This window comes from Gibbsiella quercinecans (assembly GCF_002291425.1).
Lineage (GTDB): Bacteria > Pseudomonadota > Gammaproteobacteria > Enterobacterales > Enterobacteriaceae > Gibbsiella > Gibbsiella quercinecans.
Window position 1 is genome coordinate 674254 of sequence record NZ_CP014136.1, and the last position, 15528, is coordinate 689781.

The following is a 15528-nucleotide window of genomic DNA, read 5'->3' on the forward strand; positions in this document are numbered from 1 at the left end:
TCGTTATCTTAACCCGCGAGATGCAGGCCAACCAGCAACAGATCGACCAGCTTAATGCCGGCAAACGGCACCAGCAGGCCGCCGACACCGTACAGCCATAAATTGCGCCGCAGCAGCGCCGCCGCGCTCATTGCCTGATAGCTCACCCCTTTCAGCGCCAGCGGGATCAGAAAAACGATCACCAGCGCGTTGAAGATCACCGCCGACAGGATAGCCGAAGCCGGTGAATGCAGCCCCATCACATTCAGCGCGTTCAACTGCGGATAGGTGGCGGCGAACGCCGCCGGAATAATGGCGAAATACTTCGCCACGTCGTTGGCGATGCTGAAAGTGGTCAGCGAACCGCGCGTCATCAGCATTTGTTTACCGATGTGCACCACTTCGATCAGCTTGGTGGGGTTGGAGTCCAAATCAACCATGTTGCCCGCTTCCTTCGCCGCCTGGGTGCCGGAGTTCATCGCCACCGCGACATCGGCCTGCGCCAGCGCCGGCGCATCATTGGTGCCGTCGCCGGTCATCGCCACCAGCCGCCCTTCCGCCTGGTACTGGCGGATCAGCGCCAGCTTGGCTTCCGGCGTGGCCTCGGCCAGAAAATCGTCCACCCCGGCTTCGGCGGCAATCGCGGCGGCGGTCAGCCGGTTATCGCCGGTGATCATCACCGTTTTAATGCCCATTTTGCGCAGTTCGGCAAAGCGTTCCTTAATACCGCCTTTGACAATGTCTTTTAGCGCGACCACCCCCAGCACCCGCGGCCCTTCGGCCACCACCAGCGGGGTGCCGCCGCTGCGCGCCACGCTTTCCACCAGGTTATCGACCGCTGGCGGGAAGTGCCCCTGGTTGGACTCCACGTATTTGCGGATGGCATCCACCGCGCCTTTGCGGATCGCCCGTTGTTGCACGTTGACGCCGCTCATCCGGGTCTGGGCGGAAAACGGCACGAAGGTGGCGTTCAGCGTGTGCAGGTCGCGCTCGCGCAGGTTAAAGCGCTGTTTGGCCAGCACCACGATGCTGCGCCCTTCCGGGGTTTCATCCACCAGCGAAGCCAACTGCGCGGCATCTGCCAGCGCCTGTTCTTCCACGCCCGGTGCCGGCAGGAACGACGAGGCCTGGCGGTTGCCAAGGGTGATGGTGCCGGTCTTATCCAGCAGCAGCACGTCCACGTCGCCGGCAGCCTCTACCGCTCGCCCGCTGGTGGCGATCACATTGGCGCCCAGCATACGGCTCATCCCGGCCACACCGATGGCGGACAACAGCCCGCCGATAGTGGTGGGGATCAGGCACACCAGCAGCGCCACCAGCACCGTAATGCTTACCACCGTGCCGCTGCCCGCCGCCGCCACGCTGTAAGCGGAAAACGGCAGCAACGTTGCGGTGGCCAACACGAACACGATGGTCAACGCCACCAACAGAATGGTCAGCGCCACTTCGTTCGGCGTTTTACGGCGTTTGGCCCCTTCCACCATGGCGATCATCCGGTCAAGGAAGGTTTCGCCGGGGTTGACGCTGCACTGCACCACCAGCCAGTCGGACAGTACGCGGGTCCCGCCGGTCACCGATGAAAAATCGCCGCCGGATTCGCGGATCACCGGGGCCGATTCGCCGGTGATGGCGCTTTCATCCACCGACGCGCCCCCTTCCAGCACTTCGCCGTCGCAGGGAATGGTATCGCCGGCTTCCACCAGCACCACGTCGCCTTTACGCAGGCTTTCCGCCGGCACCTTTTGGCTGGCGCCTTCACGGTCCGGCGAGGCCAGTTTTTTCGCCCAGCGGGTTTTTTTCGTGCCTTTCAGGCTTTCCGCCTGCGCCTTGCTGCGCCCTTCCGCCAGCGCTTCGGCCATGTTGGCGAACAGCACGGTGAACCATAGCCATAATGCAATGCTGCCGGTGAAGGCGGCATCGCCCTCGGCGTTGCCGGTCAGCATCGCCAACCAAATACCGCTGGTCAGAATGCTGCCGAGATACACCACGAACATCACCGGGTTGCGCCATTGCACGCGCGGATCGAGTTTTTTCACCGCGTCGAATAATGCGCGGCGCACCAGAGCAGGCTCAAACAGTGCGCGTTGTGTGCGTGTCATCGATTTTCTCTCTCTTGATAACGGTGATCAGTTAGCCAGCCAATGCTGTAAATGCTCGGCCACCGGCCCCAGCGCCAGCGCCGGAATGAAGGTCAGTGCGCCCACCAGCAACACCGTGCCGATCAGCAGGCCAATAAACAGCGGCCCATAGGTTGACAGGGTGCCATTGCCCACTGGCTGCCGCGGTTTCACGCTCAGTGAACCGGCAATCATCAATACCGGGACGATCACCCCGAAGCGGCCGACCAACATGGCGAACGCCAGCAGCAGGTTATAAAACGGGGTGTTGACGCTCAGCCCAGCGAACGCGCTGCCGTTGTTGTTGGCGGCGGAGGATACGGCGTACAGCACCTCGCTCAGCCCATGCGCGCCGGGGTTCAGGATCCCGGCACGCCCAGCGGCGGTGGCGATCGCCAATGCGCTGCCCAGCAAGACCAGCGTTGGAGTGATCAGGATCGCCAGCGCGGTCATTTTCATCTCGTACACGTCGATCTTCTTGCCGAGGTATTCCGGCGTGCGGCCGATCATCAGCCCAGCGATAAACACCGTCAGCAACACGAACAGCAGCATGCCGTACAGGCCGGAGCCGACGCCGCCGAACACCACCTCGCCTATCTGTATCAGCCACATCGGCACCATGCCGCCCAGCGCGGTGAATGAATCCAGCATGGCGTTCACCGCGCCGCAGGAGGCGGCGGTGGTCACCACGTTAAACAGGCTGCTGGCGAGAATGCCGAAGCGTGCCTCTTTGCCTTCCATATTGATGTTGCTTGCGCCGCCCAGCGCCGAGAGGTGCGGGTTGCCCGCCAGTTCGGCGGCCATCACCGCCGCGACCGCCACCACGAAGATCAGGCTCATCGCCCACAGCAGCGCGTGGCCCTGGCGGTTTTCACCGGCCAGTTGGCCAAAGGCCAGGCACAGGGCACAGGGGATCAGGAACGTCGCCAGCATCTGCACCATGTTGGTCAGCGCCGTTGGGTTTTCAAACGGATGGGCGGAGTTGGCGCCAAAGAAGCCGCCGCCGTTGGTGCCCAGCATTTTAATCGCCTCCTGCGAGGCCACCGGCCCCATAGGCAACACCTGCGCTGCGCCCTCCAGCGTTTGCAGATGCAGGTACGGCTGCAGGTTCTGCAACACGCCCTGGCTGACAAAAAACAGCGCCAGCAGCAGGGAAAGCGGCAGCAACACATACAGCGTGATACGCAGGATATCCAGCCAGGCGTTGCCGACGGTGGCGCTGCCCTGGCGGGTTAGCGCGCGGATCAGCGCAAAGGCCACGGCAATGCCGCTGGCGGCCGACAGGAAGTTTTGCACGGTCAACCCAGCCATCTGGCTGAAATAGCTCAGGGTATTTTCACCGCTGTAGGCCTGCCAGTTAGTGTTGGTGACAAAGCTGACGGCGGTATTCAACGCCAGGTGCCATGACAGCCCCGGCATCCCCTGCGGATTGAGCGGCAGCGCGCCCTGCGCGATCAGCAGCGCAAACAGCAACAACAGGCCGAACAGGTTGAACAGCAAAATGGCCAGCGCATACTGCCAGCCGTTCATTTCCGCCTGGTTGCCGGCGCCACAGCAGCGCCACAGCACGCGTTCAAGCGGCCGCGCCACCGGCAAGGGTTCGCCTTCGATCAGGCGCGCCAAAAAGCGCCCCAACGGCTGCGCAAGCACCAATAGCGCCAGCAGGAAGCTGGCGGTCAATAAAAACGCCTGTGCCGCCATCAGAAATCCTCCGCATTGAACAGGGCGTAAACCAGGTAGCCCAATAGCAGCAGCACCAATAGCCCACCGCCAATAACGCTGATATTCACAAGACACCCCCACAGGTGTGATTTTGGATAGAGGGAGTCTAGGGTGAGGGGTAAAAAGAAGATGAAAAAATAGCGCTGCGGGCTGTAAAAAAAGTATAAAAACGGGTGGGTTGACAGGACGATCTGTTACAGCGAGGGGCGATGATGGGCGCGGCCTGGTGCCCAATGAAAGGCGGGGCCGTTCGCCCCGCTCCATCTATGGATGTTTATGCCGCCCAGCGGCGGAATATCAGCGAAGTATTGATGCCGCCAAAAGCAAAGTTATTCGACTGGATAAAATCCGTCTCAACGCGGCGCGGCTCATGCATGATGTAGTCCAGCTCACCGCAATCCTGCGCCGGCTGCGACAGATTAATCGTTGGGGCAAACCAGCCAGCACGCATCATCTCTATGCTCATCCAGGCCTCCAGCGCGCCACAGGCGCCGAGCGTATGGCCAAAATAGCTTTTCAACGACGAAATCGGCGTCGCTGCGCCATACACCGCGGCGGTCGCCTGGCTCTCGGCAACATCGCCACGGTCGGTGGCCGTGCCATGCGCACTGATATAGCCGATATCGGCCGGTTGCAGGCCCGCACAACGCAGCGCACCTTCAATACAGAGTTGCATGGTCTCGCGTTGCGGTTGCGTAATGTGGGCGGCATCGCAATTAGTATGGAAGCCAACCAGTTCAGCGTAGATCGTCGCACCGCGCGCCTGTGCGTGCTCAAGCTCTTCAAGGATCAACGTTCCCGCCCCCTCGCCGATCACCAACCCATCACGTTTCGCATCAAAAGGCGACGGCGTGGTATGCGGCGCATCGTTACGCTGGCTGGTGGCGAACAAGGTGTCAAAAACCGCCGCCTCAGAAGGACAGAGCTCTTCCGCTCCGCCGGCGACCATAATGGTCTGATAACCGTGGCGAATCGCTTCCCAGGCGTAGCCTATCGCCTGGCTGCCAGAAGTACAGGCGCTGGAAGTGGGGATCACTCGCCCACGCAGGCCAAAAAACAGCCCGGCATTGACCGCCGTCGTGTGCGGCATCATTTGCACATAGGTCGTACCGGTAATGTTGTTGGTATGCTTTTCCGTCAACATGGTGGCGAACTCGCTTACCGGGCCGGTGCTGCCGGTAGACGAGCCATAGGCGATGCCGGTTTCACCGTTGGTCAACACCGGATGGCCGAGCAAACCTGCCTGCTCCAGTGCCAACTCACAGGCCCGGGTGGCCAGCAGCGATACGCGCCCCATTGAGCGAATACGTTTCCGGGTATAGTGTTCCGGCAGGCTGAAATGATCAATCGGCGCGCCAAGCAGCGTATGCAGCCCGTCATACACCTGCCACTCCGGCATGTTGCGCACGGCATTGCGCCCGGCCAGCAGCCCGGCGGATACGCTGCCCCAATCATTGCCGAACGCGGTCACGCCCCCCATCCCGGTGATCACTACACGCCGCATCATAACATTCCTCCGTTAATGGAAATCACCTGGCGAGTGACATAGCCGGCGATATCAGACATCAGATAGCCGGCCAGGCCGGCAACTTCATCCGCCTGCCCCATGCGCTTCATGGGGATCATCTTCATGGCCTCATCCATCGCCGCCGGCGCCATTTGAACCATGCCGGTATCAATTAACCCAGGGGCGATGCAATTGACGGTGATATGACGCTTCGCCAGTTCAATCGCCAGCGCTTTGGTAGCGCCGATGATGCCCGCCTTCGCTGCGCTGTAATTCACCTGCCCACGGTTGCCCATCATGCCGGAAACCGAAGAGAGCGTAATAATCCGGCCGCCGCGGCGCAGCCCAATCATCGGCATGACGCAGGGATGGATCACATTGTAAAAGCTGTCGAGGTTGGTATGGATGACGCTATCCCAGGCATCGGCATCCAGCGCAGGGAATGCGCCGTCACGGGTGATCCCGGCATTATTAACCACGCCGTAATAAGCGCCGTGAGCGTCGATATCCTGTTCAATCCGCTCCCGGCACTGTTCACGCAGAGCAATATCAAACCCGAGGATCCGCCCTGTGCCGCCACGTTGTTCGATCTGGCCCAGTGTCTCGGTGGCTCCCGCCAAATCACGGTGATAATGCACCACCACGGTAAAACCATCAGCCGCAAGCCGCAGCGCAATAGCCCGGCCGATTCCTTTACTGGCTCCCGTGATTAATACGGAACGCTTCATGCTTGTTTACCCTGTTGTAAAAGTTTTTGTAATTCAAATTCATCTGGCTGATAGGTATTCAACCGGCCACTGGCATAGCGCTCACCATCAATAAAAATTTCGCCGTCAAAACTTCCCATTTTTTCATCACGCATCAGCAACGCCACTTTGATATCCAGCACGCTGTTGGCCGGGAAGAACGCGCGCTGGCAGCGGTACCCCCGCCCACCGAGCAACATGCCGGGACGGGGCGGCAAGCCCTGCTGCTGACCATGCCAGCCCGACCAAACGCCGATGGTCTGGGCAATAATTTCAATACCGAACCAGGCGGCCAGATGCCCGTCCGGGTTTAGAAACGGCGCCAATGCGCCGCAACGGCTCACTTGGCTGCGGCAATGCGCGCCGTTGTCATCCACCTGAATGACGCGTTCCACCAGCACCATCGGCGCAGCGTGGGGAAGATAATGTGCAGCCGGGAAATAATCAGCCATCAACAGTTCCTACCAGCAGGCAGGCATTATTCCCGCCGAATGCAAACGAGTTTGAAAGGATCACCGGCCGTTCAAGCCGGGCCGGCGCGCGCAGCAGGCCGCAGGGCGGCAACGCATCGTCGGGCTCGCATTGTGAAAAATCCTGCGGCGGCAATCGCATTTCGCGTGCCAGCAACAGCCAGCAGAGCGCCGCTTCGCCAATGCCGGCGGCGCCCAGCATATGGCCAGTCAGATGTTTAGTAGAGCTGCTGGGGATGGCCGAGCCAAAAATCGCATTTATCACACGGGATTCAATCTGATCGTTTAACCGGGTCGCGGTGCCGTGCAGATTAATGTAGCCGACGTCCTGTGGCTGCAACTGCGCCTGTTGCAAAGCCATTTCGATCGCCCGGATAGCCCCGGCGCCTTCCGGGTGCGGCGCAGACATATGCCAGGCATCGGAAGACTCACCTACACCCAGCACGGCGATACCACGATCGCCACGCTCCAATAGCATTAATGCCGCCCCTTCGCCAATGGTGATGCCGGTGCGCTGTTTGCTAAACGGCAGGCAGCGTGCAGAGGAAAGCGATTCCAGGCTGTTGAAACCGTTTAGCGGCATGCGGCTAAGCGTATCCGCACCGCCAACGATCGCCACATCGGCCAGGCCGGCATCAATCAGACGTTGGCCGCTGATAATCGCCCGGGAGCTGGATGAACAGGCTGTCGACAATGTATACGCCGGCCCGCTCAAACCGAGGAAAGCGGCCAGAAAGCGCGACGGATCGCCTAACTCCTGCTGTGTGTAGCGATAGCCGGCCGATTGCTGGCTAACATAGCGATCCGCCTCATCCAGCCCAGAGGTACTGGTGCCCAAAATAACCGCAACGCGATCGGCGCCCACTTTGGCGATTGCTGCATCCACGTGCTCACGAATCTGCGCCAGCGCTGCCAGCAGCAGTTGATTATTGCGGCTCTGATGTTCGGCCAATGCTTCGGGAATACACGGCAGGCGGGCAGTCACTTTGCCCACCCAGCACGGTTTGCCCTGCACCAGCCAGCCATCGTCAGGCCCCATACCCGGCGCGTGCCCTATCGCCAGATTGGCGGCGATTTCATCCGGATGATTGCCCAGCGCATTGAGCATGCCGACGGCAGAGATAATGATCATATTAACTGTCCAGAGACTGAATAACGATGTGATAGCCAAACACCCGCTGGCGCACGCTGATGGGCTCCCGGCGGCCGTTGCGATTCATATACTGAATCTCGGTTACCACATTGCCGTCGGCATCAAGCAACACGCGCTGGTCGCCACGGTCCTCAAGCAGCCAACCTTTGGGCAACTGGGGCCGCCAGGCGCTTACGGGCCAGTGGCTCAGCATAATGTCCGCCAGCACCTGGCTGGCCGGCGGCATATCCGGCAGCACGATGGACTGCTCGGTGTGAATGCCATGTTCATCGTAAGTGATGCGGAACAGGCGGATGCCCAATGACGAAAGCCCAGCGAGCGAGAGCTGGTGTTCATCGGCATTTAACAACACCAGCAACGATTGCTGCTGCCCTTTGAAGCTGCCGGTCAGCAACTGCTGTTCATTGACCGGCGGCACCATCGCCGGCGCTGGGAGGGTGACCTTAACCCCCGGCTTTAGCCAGGCCTGCGGGCGGGTATTATTCGGTTTGCCGGCACAGGCAGCGAGACACAGCGAACAGAGCAGGATCATCCCTGTTGTTATTTTTTTCATTTCCGTTTTCCCTTTGAAGATGGCAGCGCCAAGGGCGATAACAGGAATGCGGTGAAAATACCGCTGCACAACACGATGCCAAAGCTGCTAATGGCCTGTGTGCTACTGAATACCAGCATGCCCAACGTTAATAAGGTGGTGCACATCGCCAGCGTCACCGCCAATAAGGCGGTCATCGGCGTTGCGCGAGGATTGCTGAAAAATAGCGTGTAATTAATGCCGATCCCCAATACCAGCACCAGCGCCAGTAAGGAAAATAGATTAAGGCTATGCCCGGTCAGCGCCAGCGCCGCCAGCCCTATCCCCAGCGACAGCACGGAAGGGATCATGCACAACAACCCCTGCCGCCACCCCATACGCGCCATATAGCTGGCAGCGATCGCCCCCAGCGCCGCCAGCAGCAGCCAACTTAGCATCACGCGATAAAAGCCGAACAACCGATCAAAGGTCGCTTTACGATCGATCCACGCCACGCCCGGCACACTCTGCGCCAGTTCGCTCAGTTTATCGCTGGCTTTCACGCCGCTCACCGGCACCAACACCCCACTTTGCCCATCAGGCAGGCTCATCCAAAGCAAGTTCCACCCTTCGCTAAGCGGGCTGGCCAGCCACTGCGCCGGCGTCACCGGCATCGGCGCCACATCCGGCGGAGCAACCTCTACGCCAGCCTGTTGCAGCCGCGCTGTCACCGTCGGCGTCGCCGCAGCGATGAGCGTTGCGTCCTGTTGTTGCCGTGCCAGCGAGGCGAGCGGCAATTGGCGCCAACTATCAAGCCACTGATGCTGCCGGGCTTGCGTTAATTTCGGCACCAGTTGTTCAAGGCGAGCCAGCGTTTGCTGCTCGCTGCTGCCATACACCATAAACCAGGTTTGATCGGCGCTTTGCCCGGTCAGCGCGGTAATCTGCCGCTCCTGTTGCAACAGCGCCGGCGGCAGCGATTGCAACTGTGCAATATCGTCATCAATCTGTAGGCGCCACACGCCCATAATGGCAACCGCCGCCGCCAGCAACGGAACGCCAATGCGCACCATGCGGTTGCGCCGCCAGGCTAACAGCCAGCGGCCAAGCAGCGCCATTGCCGGCACCGGGCGCACCGGCAGGCCCTTAACCAGAAAGGGATACCAGCACACCACGGTTAAGCACGAGGCCGTCAGCCCCGACGCGGCGAAAACAGCTAACTGCTGCAGCCCCGGAAACGGCGCCAACACCATGATCAGATAAGCGATCGCTGCGGTGCCCAACGCCAGCAACAGCGCCGGCAACACCTTACGCAAGCTCTCCAGCGGCGCCACCTGGGCGCCATGAACCATACGCTCGGTCAGGTAATACAACGTATAGTCGGCGGAAATGCCCACAATACTCATGCTCATCACCAGCGTCATCAGATGCAATTCGCCAAACAACGCCAGCGTGGTTACCGTACCGACAACCGCGCCGATACTCACTGACAGCAGGCAAAGCAGCAGCGGCCGCGGCGATCGAAATACCGATAACACCAGCAGCAACACACCGATCACCGTCGCGGCGCCCAGCGTGGATACATCCTTCTTGGCCTGTTGGCTGGCATAATCGCTAAATAACACGGTGCCGCGGGTCAGCACCTCGCCTGCGGGAAACTCGGCGCGAAAGTCGCTGTTCAGCGCCGCCAGGCTGGCGACCAGTTGCTGACTTTGCGCCATATCGAACGAACTGCCGTTCAGTTCGGCATGCAGGAAATACCAGGTTTTCCCGTGCGTATCCTGCACGCTAAGCCAGCCCTGCGAAATCCCCATGCGGCTGGCGTTCTGCAGCAGCGCCAACTGTGCGCCGCGCACCAGCAGCAGCGGATCGTGATTGATCTCCTGGCTGCTCACCCCGGCAAAGGCAGAGTAAAGCTGCGCCAACACCCAATCGGCTTGCTGTTGCCCATTATCGGCTAATCGCGCACGCGTCACGTCATCAATGAGGCCGTTGCGATGCGCAAAGGCAAACTGCCCCCAGCGCTGTTGCCAAGCCGCATCGACAGGGCCACTGACCCGTTGCAGCGCGCCGAGACGCTGTAAATGCTCATGCCACCATTGCGCCACCCGCGGATCAGCCTCCTCCCCGGCAGAAACCAACCACATGAGTTGGCGATCCAGCCGTGTCATAAACCCCTGCTGTAGCGCCGGCGGGATACTGCCCATGGCCTGTTTCGGCAATAAGGCTAATACGCTGTTGTTGATGCGGGCATGAGGCAACTGTTGCGCCAATAAGGCAACGCATGCCAAACAACACAGCCCCCACAGCATGGCGTAGCGCCGCCAACGTTTAGAACTCAAAACGCTTTCGCTCTTCATCACTTAAAACCTGTGGCGTGATTCGCTGGTTAGACAGTGCAATGCGCGTCCGGTCGCCCTGCCGATCATTGAGATCTATCCCCTCCAGAAACTCGCCGCCGTTGAGCGTAATGTCGTTGAATAATTTATCCAGCGGGCTACTGATGGGGGTAAGCACTAATCGCCAGCGTTGGTTGCCGAGATCGCTAAAACTGAGGGTGAAATTCTGCTCCAGCACCTTGCGATCGGCCTGGAACAGCGCGCGCAACAAGTGATTGAACTGAAACATTTGCGGATTACTATCAGCGGTCACCACCTGGGGCGGCTGCCCATTCATCACTTGCACCATGCGCCGCTCGTCCAGCACCAAAGTGAGGGGAAAAGGCACGGCCTGATGCCACCACAACCCTTTATCCTGCGCAATCAGCATTGAACCGCTGGACTTCAGCGGCCGCGCCATGCCTTTGATTTCGCGCTGTTGAGTAAAATCGGCGCGCACCACCGGCTGGTGACTAAAGCGTTGCTGTAATGCTTCCAGAGTGACGGCCTGTACGCTGCCGCACATGAGCGCCAGTAAGGCAAACAAGATAGATTTCATCGGGCGACTCCCAAACGATCCAGCAAAATCGCGGGGGAAACGAAGCTCAACGCCCGTTCGCCTTCCCGCACGGCGACCTGCACGGTGTAACCGGTGGTGGTGCGTTGCCCGCTTTCCACATCAAAAATCGCATAGCCGATGCGCAGCCGGTTCTCATACTCTTCAATGGTGGCGCGAACCCGGATATGCTGCTCATACGTCAGGGGAAGGCGATATTTGACCCGGGTGTCGACAACCGGCCAGACGTAACCCGAGGCTTTCATTTCCCGGTAGCCGTAGTTGAACTTGCCGAGTAAGGCTTCGCGCGCAACCTCAAAAAAACGAAAATAGTGGCCGTGCCACACCACCCCCATGGGATCGCAATCGTGAAACGATACGATCAGTTCTATTTCATGGCTCAGTCGAGCTTCATTAACCACTATTCCCCCTTGTCCCTGGTTGGCTCTGCCGCAGGCAAACGCCAGAAATCAAAAAAATTAAACCAGTCCAGCGGCGCTTTCAGCGCGTAATGCGCCAGCCGCGCGGCATAGCGATCAACAACCGCCTGCAGAGCCTGTTGGCGTGTCGCTCTCGGCAACAGAATGGGATCGGCGAAACGTTCGCAATAGACCCGCAGCCGCGCATTCTCGCGCAAGGCAAACATCAGCAAAACCGGGCAGCGTAACGCTGCCGCCAGCAAAAACGGCCCTTGCGGGAAAGGCGCTTCGCGCCCAAGAAACGGACTCCAGACCACCCGGCGCTCACCACCACGCTGGCGGTTAACCGCCGTGCGGTCGGCGACGATCGCCACCCATTCGCCGGCATCCAGCTTTTGCTGCAATAACATCGCGGTATCCGGGCCAATATCGCTGACCGGGATTAAATTGATCCCAGACTGCGCAGAGATACTTTCCATTACCCGCTTAAAGCGTTGCGCATTGTCGGTAAACACCAGCGCATTAATGACCGGCCCCTGCACCTGGCTGGCCATCGCCCGGCAAACTTCGATATCACCAAGATGGGATGCCAGAATCAGTTGGCCCTGATGGCTGCCGGCTTCAACCACCGCGCCGGAGCCGGGGGCAAAATCAATGTCCTGGCCCCAACGCAGATCGCCACGCCAGCTGGCGACCTTATCCAGCATCGCATGGCCAAAACGTAAAAAGTGGCGGTAACTGTTCAACGGGGCCGGCAGCGCGATAGCCTGTTGTTGCGCATAGGCTTTCACCTGGCGCAGCCAGGCCTGGGAAGCCCGGCGTTGTACCGTGCCGCTTAGCCAATAAAATGCAATAACCCCCCGGAGCAACACGCTGAACACGTTACGCCCCAGGCACTGATAGACCGCCAGCATAAAACGCATGCCGGCGAGCCCTTTGCGCTCATTGGTAGCAGACCAGTGCAGGCGACGGCGCCGTTGCAACAACCGCGGGATACGCGGCAACGCCCCGAAAAACAGCCGGGTGTGCATCCAGGAAATGCGCAGATTGTCGCGCACGGCATCAAAATGGGAGAGCCCGTCAGGAGGGTATGTTACGCGGGTATCGACAAAGCGGCTGGGGGTGCCCTGCCAATACAAACGCACCATGATCTCGGTATCAAAATCCATGCGTTTGCCGATATTGCGCTGCGACGTCAAGCGCAGCGTCTCGGCCAATGGGTACACGCGAAAGCCACACATGCTGTCTTTCAGGGAAAATGAGAGCGTCTCAATCCACACCCAGACGTGCGTCACATAGCGCCCATACAGGCGAGAACGCGGCACCGAACGATCGTACAATGGCCGGCCCGAAATCAACTGATGGGGAAAGTGGCGCGCTTCAGCCAGCATGCGCGGTATGTCTTCAATTTGGTGCTGGCCATCGGCATCGACCTGCAGCGCATGTGTGAAACCCGCGCCCACAGCGGCTTCCAACCCACGAATAACGGCCGCCCCTTTACCGCTATTACACGCCAACCGCACCAACGTAACGGCATCATACTGGCTTGCCAGCGCGGCTAACTGGGTTTGAGTAGCGGCGTCACTGCCATCGTCAATGATGAATACGGGCAGCCCAAACGGCATAAGCCGTGCCAGAACCTGGCCGATCATGGCGCCATGGTTGTAGCATGGGATCACCACACAGGGCGCGAATGCTGCCTTTACTGACATAGGTTAATCTTCCCGCTGCTGGCCGTTTTTTCCGTCTCGCCTTCGGCCAGGCTATAGGTAAAGGCCAACAGCTGTTTCTCAGGCTGCCATGTCAACGTTAAACGCAGAATTTTGCCCGGCACGATAGGATGTTGGAACTTAATATTATCGACCCGATTAAACCGCCACCCGTTAGCCAACAACTGGCAGCCGTAGTGCATCACCCACTCCAATTGCGCCACGCCGGGTAATAAGGGTTGGCCGGGAAAATGGCCGCGGAACCAGAACAGCTCGGGCTCCACTTTTAACAGCAGTTGAGCCTGATGGCCTTCAAGCTGTTTGGCTAATTCAACGGGCAGCATAAAATAACTCCTGTATCTGCGGCCAGGCACGTTTGCTCTGGCTGTTGTGCGGAATAACGTCAACCACGCGCCAGAAACGCGGTAACGCGACAGGCTCCAGCCACTTGAGCAATTCATGGCGCCACTGATATTTCAGTTGGCCCAGCTCCGCCGGTTGAACCGCCGGATCCAGCACCAGCACAACGCCGATGCTACTGCGTTCTGGGCGCACGACCTGCAGCGCCGCAGCATCAACAATCTCCGGCAAGGCCAACAGGCGGCGCTCAATTTCGCTCAGCGAGATACGCTTTTCTTCAATTTTGACGATACGATCGTGCCGCCCACAGATACGAACGCCGCCGCAGGCCGTGATCACCAGTTTGTCGTCCAGCTTTAAACCTTCCGGGACGGGGATGATCGCAGAACGCGCCCACCAGTGATCCTGTTCGTCACGGCGCAGCGTCACGCCGGAGAACAAACGCCAGGTTTGCTCATCGCGCTCACGGCTGCGCCAGGCCAGCACACCGGTTTCAGTGCTGCCATAGATTTCATCCACCGCGCGGCCAAACCACCGCATGCTGTTTTGCGCGTGCTCCCACGGCAACACGCCACCGGCAGAGACGATCAGTTGACACGGTGGCGCCGGCAGGTGCAGATCGAGACGGCGTAAAAATGCCGGGCTACTGATCAAGGCATAACGCCCCGCTTGCCGTTGGCAGACCAACTGTTCGCTATACAGTATTTGGCGGCAGTTGAAACTCAGCCCCATCGACATGGGCAACCAGATGCAAAAGGTCAGGCCATACAGATGCTGATGGGTCACCGAGGCCAATACATGGCACCCCCGCAGGCGTTCACCCCAGTGCGCGGCCAACCAGCGTGCCTCTTCATCCAGACAGCGAATGGGCTTGCTGACTTGACGGGGTTTCCCGGTGGAGCCGGAGGTAAACAGTATGACGCGGGCATGCGGATTGATTTCAGGCAATGGCCCACAGGACGCGCCCGGCACATCGTCAGGCACGGCCAGCACCGGGCAAGACAGCGCCAGCTCGGCATCCGTGATTAATCCATCGAAGGTATCCGCCTGCTCCTGTAACAGGGATTGGCGACAGTGGCCTGGGATCACCGGCGTTTTGCCCGCGTGCAGCACCGCCAGCAGCGCGACGGTAAAACGGTAACTATCTTCAAAACACAGTGCCCAATGCTGCTGGGGTAACGCGTGCAACTGCTGCCATAGCCCCCACACCTGCCGACGCAGATCCGCACGGGAAAACTGGCGTTGCCCTTCGCAGGCCACCAGACGTTCCGGCCACGCTTGCTGTAACCATTGCGCGACGCCGCGTGTCAACACCGGTTGCATGCCGCCGCCCTCAGCCGCCGGCGGATTAACCATTCGCCCGCCATCAATAAGCCCATCAGCAAGTAGCTAATCATGCCGTTCCACCATGTCCACCAGAGTAAATTTCCCGCCAGGCAGGTCGCGGCCGCCACGCTGCCGTTTACAATGAAAAAAACGCACCAAACCCGCGTCACCCACCGGGTATATGCCACCGCCGCTGGCGGTAAGGTGTTTTCGCGCAAACGGGCAAGGCGCTCAACCAACGGCATCGCGCTCCAAAGCGAGGCGCCAAACAGCGCCAGCATGACCACGTTGACCGCCACCGGGTACCATAACAGCAGGTGATAATTCCCCAATAGCAGACTGGCCGAGCACAAACCGACGCCCACGGCGGCCAGCCATTTGGCCGTACCTGGCAGCGTGCCGTTCTGCTGCCATAGCGAAAAAAAACGCAGCGCAAACAACAAGCCAAGCAGCGGCAACAACCAGCGATACTGTGCATATGACAGGCTTAGCCAGATCAACGGCGGCCATGCCAGCAACCCAACCCAGCCCGCCGCGCGTAAAAAACCTTGAACCCTTTGCATCAGCCTTGGTGA

General features: G+C 59.7%; 15 protein-coding genes. All 15 read right to left on the reverse strand.

Annotation, left to right across the window (positions count from 1 at the left end; genetic code table 11):
* Positions 1-8 precede the first annotated feature (8 nt).
* A complete protein-coding gene (gene kdpB, locus ACN28Q_RS03160) occupies positions 9-2078 on the reverse strand; it encodes a potassium-transporting ATPase subunit KdpB (protein WP_095845000.1) in 2070 nt (689 codons plus the stop codon).
* Between the two features lie 27 nt (positions 2079-2105).
* Positions 2106-3797 carry a potassium-transporting ATPase subunit KdpA gene (gene kdpA, locus ACN28Q_RS03165; protein WP_095845001.1) on the reverse strand — a complete coding sequence of 564 codons (1692 nt, stop codon included), beginning with the start codon at positions 3795-3797 and terminating at the stop codon, positions 2106-2108.
* On the reverse strand, positions 3797-3886 hold the full coding sequence (locus ACN28Q_RS03170) for a K(+)-transporting ATPase subunit F (protein ID WP_121525186.1): 90 nt from the start codon (positions 3884-3886) through the stop codon (positions 3797-3799). The genes kdpA and ACN28Q_RS03170 overlap by 1 nt, the downstream gene beginning before the upstream one ends.
* 206 nt (positions 3887-4092) lie before the next feature.
* Positions 4093-5325 (reverse strand): beta-ketoacyl-ACP synthase, encoded by a 1233-nt coding sequence (locus ACN28Q_RS03175; protein ID WP_183096672.1) that lies wholly within the window; start codon positions 5323-5325, stop codon positions 4093-4095.
* Entirely contained in the window at positions 5322-6053 is a 732-nt protein-coding gene (locus ACN28Q_RS03180; RefSeq protein WP_095845003.1) for a 3-ketoacyl-ACP reductase FabG2, read from the reverse strand. The genes ACN28Q_RS03175 and ACN28Q_RS03180 overlap by 4 nt, the downstream gene beginning before the upstream one ends.
* The gene (locus ACN28Q_RS03185) at positions 6050-6523 is read right to left on the reverse strand and encodes a hotdog family protein (protein WP_095845004.1); all 474 of its coding nucleotides are present in this window, start codon (positions 6521-6523) and stop codon (positions 6050-6052) included. The genes ACN28Q_RS03180 and ACN28Q_RS03185 overlap by 4 nt, the downstream gene beginning before the upstream one ends.
* Positions 6516-7673 (reverse strand): beta-ketoacyl-[acyl-carrier-protein] synthase family protein, encoded by a 1158-nt coding sequence (locus ACN28Q_RS03190; RefSeq protein WP_095845005.1) that lies wholly within the window; start codon positions 7671-7673, stop codon positions 6516-6518. Before ACN28Q_RS03190 ends, ACN28Q_RS03185 begins: the two co-directional genes overlap by 8 nt.
* A 1-nt stretch (position 7674) precedes the next feature.
* A complete protein-coding gene (locus ACN28Q_RS03195) occupies positions 7675-8247 on the reverse strand; it encodes a DUF3261 domain-containing protein (protein ID WP_095845006.1) in 573 nt (190 codons plus the stop codon).
* The gene (locus tag ACN28Q_RS03200) at positions 8244-10565 is read right to left on the reverse strand and encodes an MMPL family transporter (protein ID WP_095845007.1); all 2322 of its coding nucleotides are present in this window, start codon (positions 10563-10565) and stop codon (positions 8244-8246) included. The genes ACN28Q_RS03195 and ACN28Q_RS03200 overlap by 4 nt, the downstream gene beginning before the upstream one ends.
* Positions 10537-11142 carry a LolA family protein gene (locus ACN28Q_RS03205; protein ID WP_095845008.1) on the reverse strand — a complete coding sequence of 202 codons (606 nt, stop codon included), beginning with the start codon at positions 11140-11142 and terminating at the stop codon, positions 10537-10539. Before ACN28Q_RS03205 ends, ACN28Q_RS03200 begins: the two co-directional genes overlap by 29 nt.
* A complete protein-coding gene (locus ACN28Q_RS03210) occupies positions 11139-11561 on the reverse strand; it encodes an acyl-CoA thioesterase (RefSeq protein ID WP_095845009.1) in 423 nt (140 codons plus the stop codon). The genes ACN28Q_RS03205 and ACN28Q_RS03210 overlap by 4 nt, the downstream gene beginning before the upstream one ends.
* Positions 11561-13270: a glycosyltransferase family 2 protein gene (locus tag ACN28Q_RS03215; RefSeq protein WP_095845010.1), complete on the reverse strand. Its 1710-nt coding sequence runs from the start codon at positions 13268-13270 to the stop codon at positions 11561-11563. The genes ACN28Q_RS03210 and ACN28Q_RS03215 overlap by 1 nt, the downstream gene beginning before the upstream one ends.
* Entirely contained in the window at positions 13261-13611 is a 351-nt protein-coding gene (locus tag ACN28Q_RS03220; RefSeq protein WP_095845011.1) for a 3-hydroxyacyl-ACP dehydratase FabZ family protein, read from the reverse strand. The genes ACN28Q_RS03215 and ACN28Q_RS03220 overlap by 10 nt, the downstream gene beginning before the upstream one ends.
* On the reverse strand, positions 13598-14983 hold the full coding sequence (locus ACN28Q_RS03225) for an AMP-binding protein (RefSeq protein ID WP_413541186.1): 1386 nt from the start codon (positions 14981-14983) through the stop codon (positions 13598-13600). The genes ACN28Q_RS03220 and ACN28Q_RS03225 overlap by 14 nt, the downstream gene beginning before the upstream one ends.
* Positions 14935-15516 carry a COG4648 family protein gene (locus tag ACN28Q_RS03230; RefSeq protein WP_095845012.1) on the reverse strand — a complete coding sequence of 194 codons (582 nt, stop codon included), beginning with the start codon at positions 15514-15516 and terminating at the stop codon, positions 14935-14937. The genes ACN28Q_RS03225 and ACN28Q_RS03230 overlap by 49 nt, the downstream gene beginning before the upstream one ends.
* Positions 15517-15528: the final 12 nt, after the last annotated feature.

Excerpts from the sequence above, each read along its gene's own strand:
- ACN28Q_RS03215 (WP_095845010.1), bottom strand. The coding sequence starts at position 13,270 with ATGTCAGTAAAGGCAGCATTCGCGCCCTGTGTGGTGATCCCATGCTAC.
- ACN28Q_RS03220 (WP_095845011.1), bottom strand. The coding sequence starts at position 13,611 with ATGCTGCCCGTTGAATTAGCCAAACAGCTTGAAGGCCATCAGGCTCAA.
- ACN28Q_RS03230 (WP_095845012.1), bottom strand. The coding sequence starts at position 15,516 with ATGCAAAGGGTTCAAGGTTTTTTACGCGCGGCGGGCTGGGTTGGGTTG.
- ACN28Q_RS03180 (WP_095845003.1), bottom strand. The coding sequence starts at position 6,053 with ATGAAGCGTTCCGTATTAATCACGGGAGCCAGTAAAGGAATCGGCCGG.
- kdpB (WP_095845000.1), bottom strand. The coding sequence starts at position 2,078 with ATGACACGCACACAACGCGCACTGTTTGAGCCTGCTCTGGTGCGCCGC.
- ACN28Q_RS03195 (WP_095845006.1), bottom strand. The coding sequence starts at position 8,247 with ATGAAAAAAATAACAACAGGGATGATCCTGCTCTGTTCGCTGTGTCTC.
- kdpA (WP_095845001.1), bottom strand. The coding sequence starts at position 3,797 with ATGGCGGCACAGGCGTTTTTATTGACCGCCAGCTTCCTGCTGGCGCTA.
- ACN28Q_RS03175 (WP_183096672.1), bottom strand. The coding sequence starts at position 5,325 with ATGATGCGGCGTGTAGTGATCACCGGGATGGGGGGCGTGACCGCGTTC.
- ACN28Q_RS03190 (WP_095845005.1), bottom strand. The coding sequence starts at position 7,673 with ATGATCATTATCTCTGCCGTCGGCATGCTCAATGCGCTGGGCAATCAT.
- ACN28Q_RS03185 (WP_095845004.1), bottom strand. The coding sequence starts at position 6,523 with ATGGCTGATTATTTCCCGGCTGCACATTATCTTCCCCACGCTGCGCCG.
- ACN28Q_RS03225 (WP_413541186.1), bottom strand. The coding sequence starts at position 14,983 with ATGGTTAATCCGCCGGCGGCTGAGGGCGGCGGCATGCAACCGGTGTTG.
- ACN28Q_RS03200 (WP_095845007.1), bottom strand. The coding sequence starts at position 10,565 with ATGAAGAGCGAAAGCGTTTTGAGTTCTAAACGTTGGCGGCGCTACGCC.
- ACN28Q_RS03205 (WP_095845008.1), bottom strand. The coding sequence starts at position 11,142 with ATGAAATCTATCTTGTTTGCCTTACTGGCGCTCATGTGCGGCAGCGTA.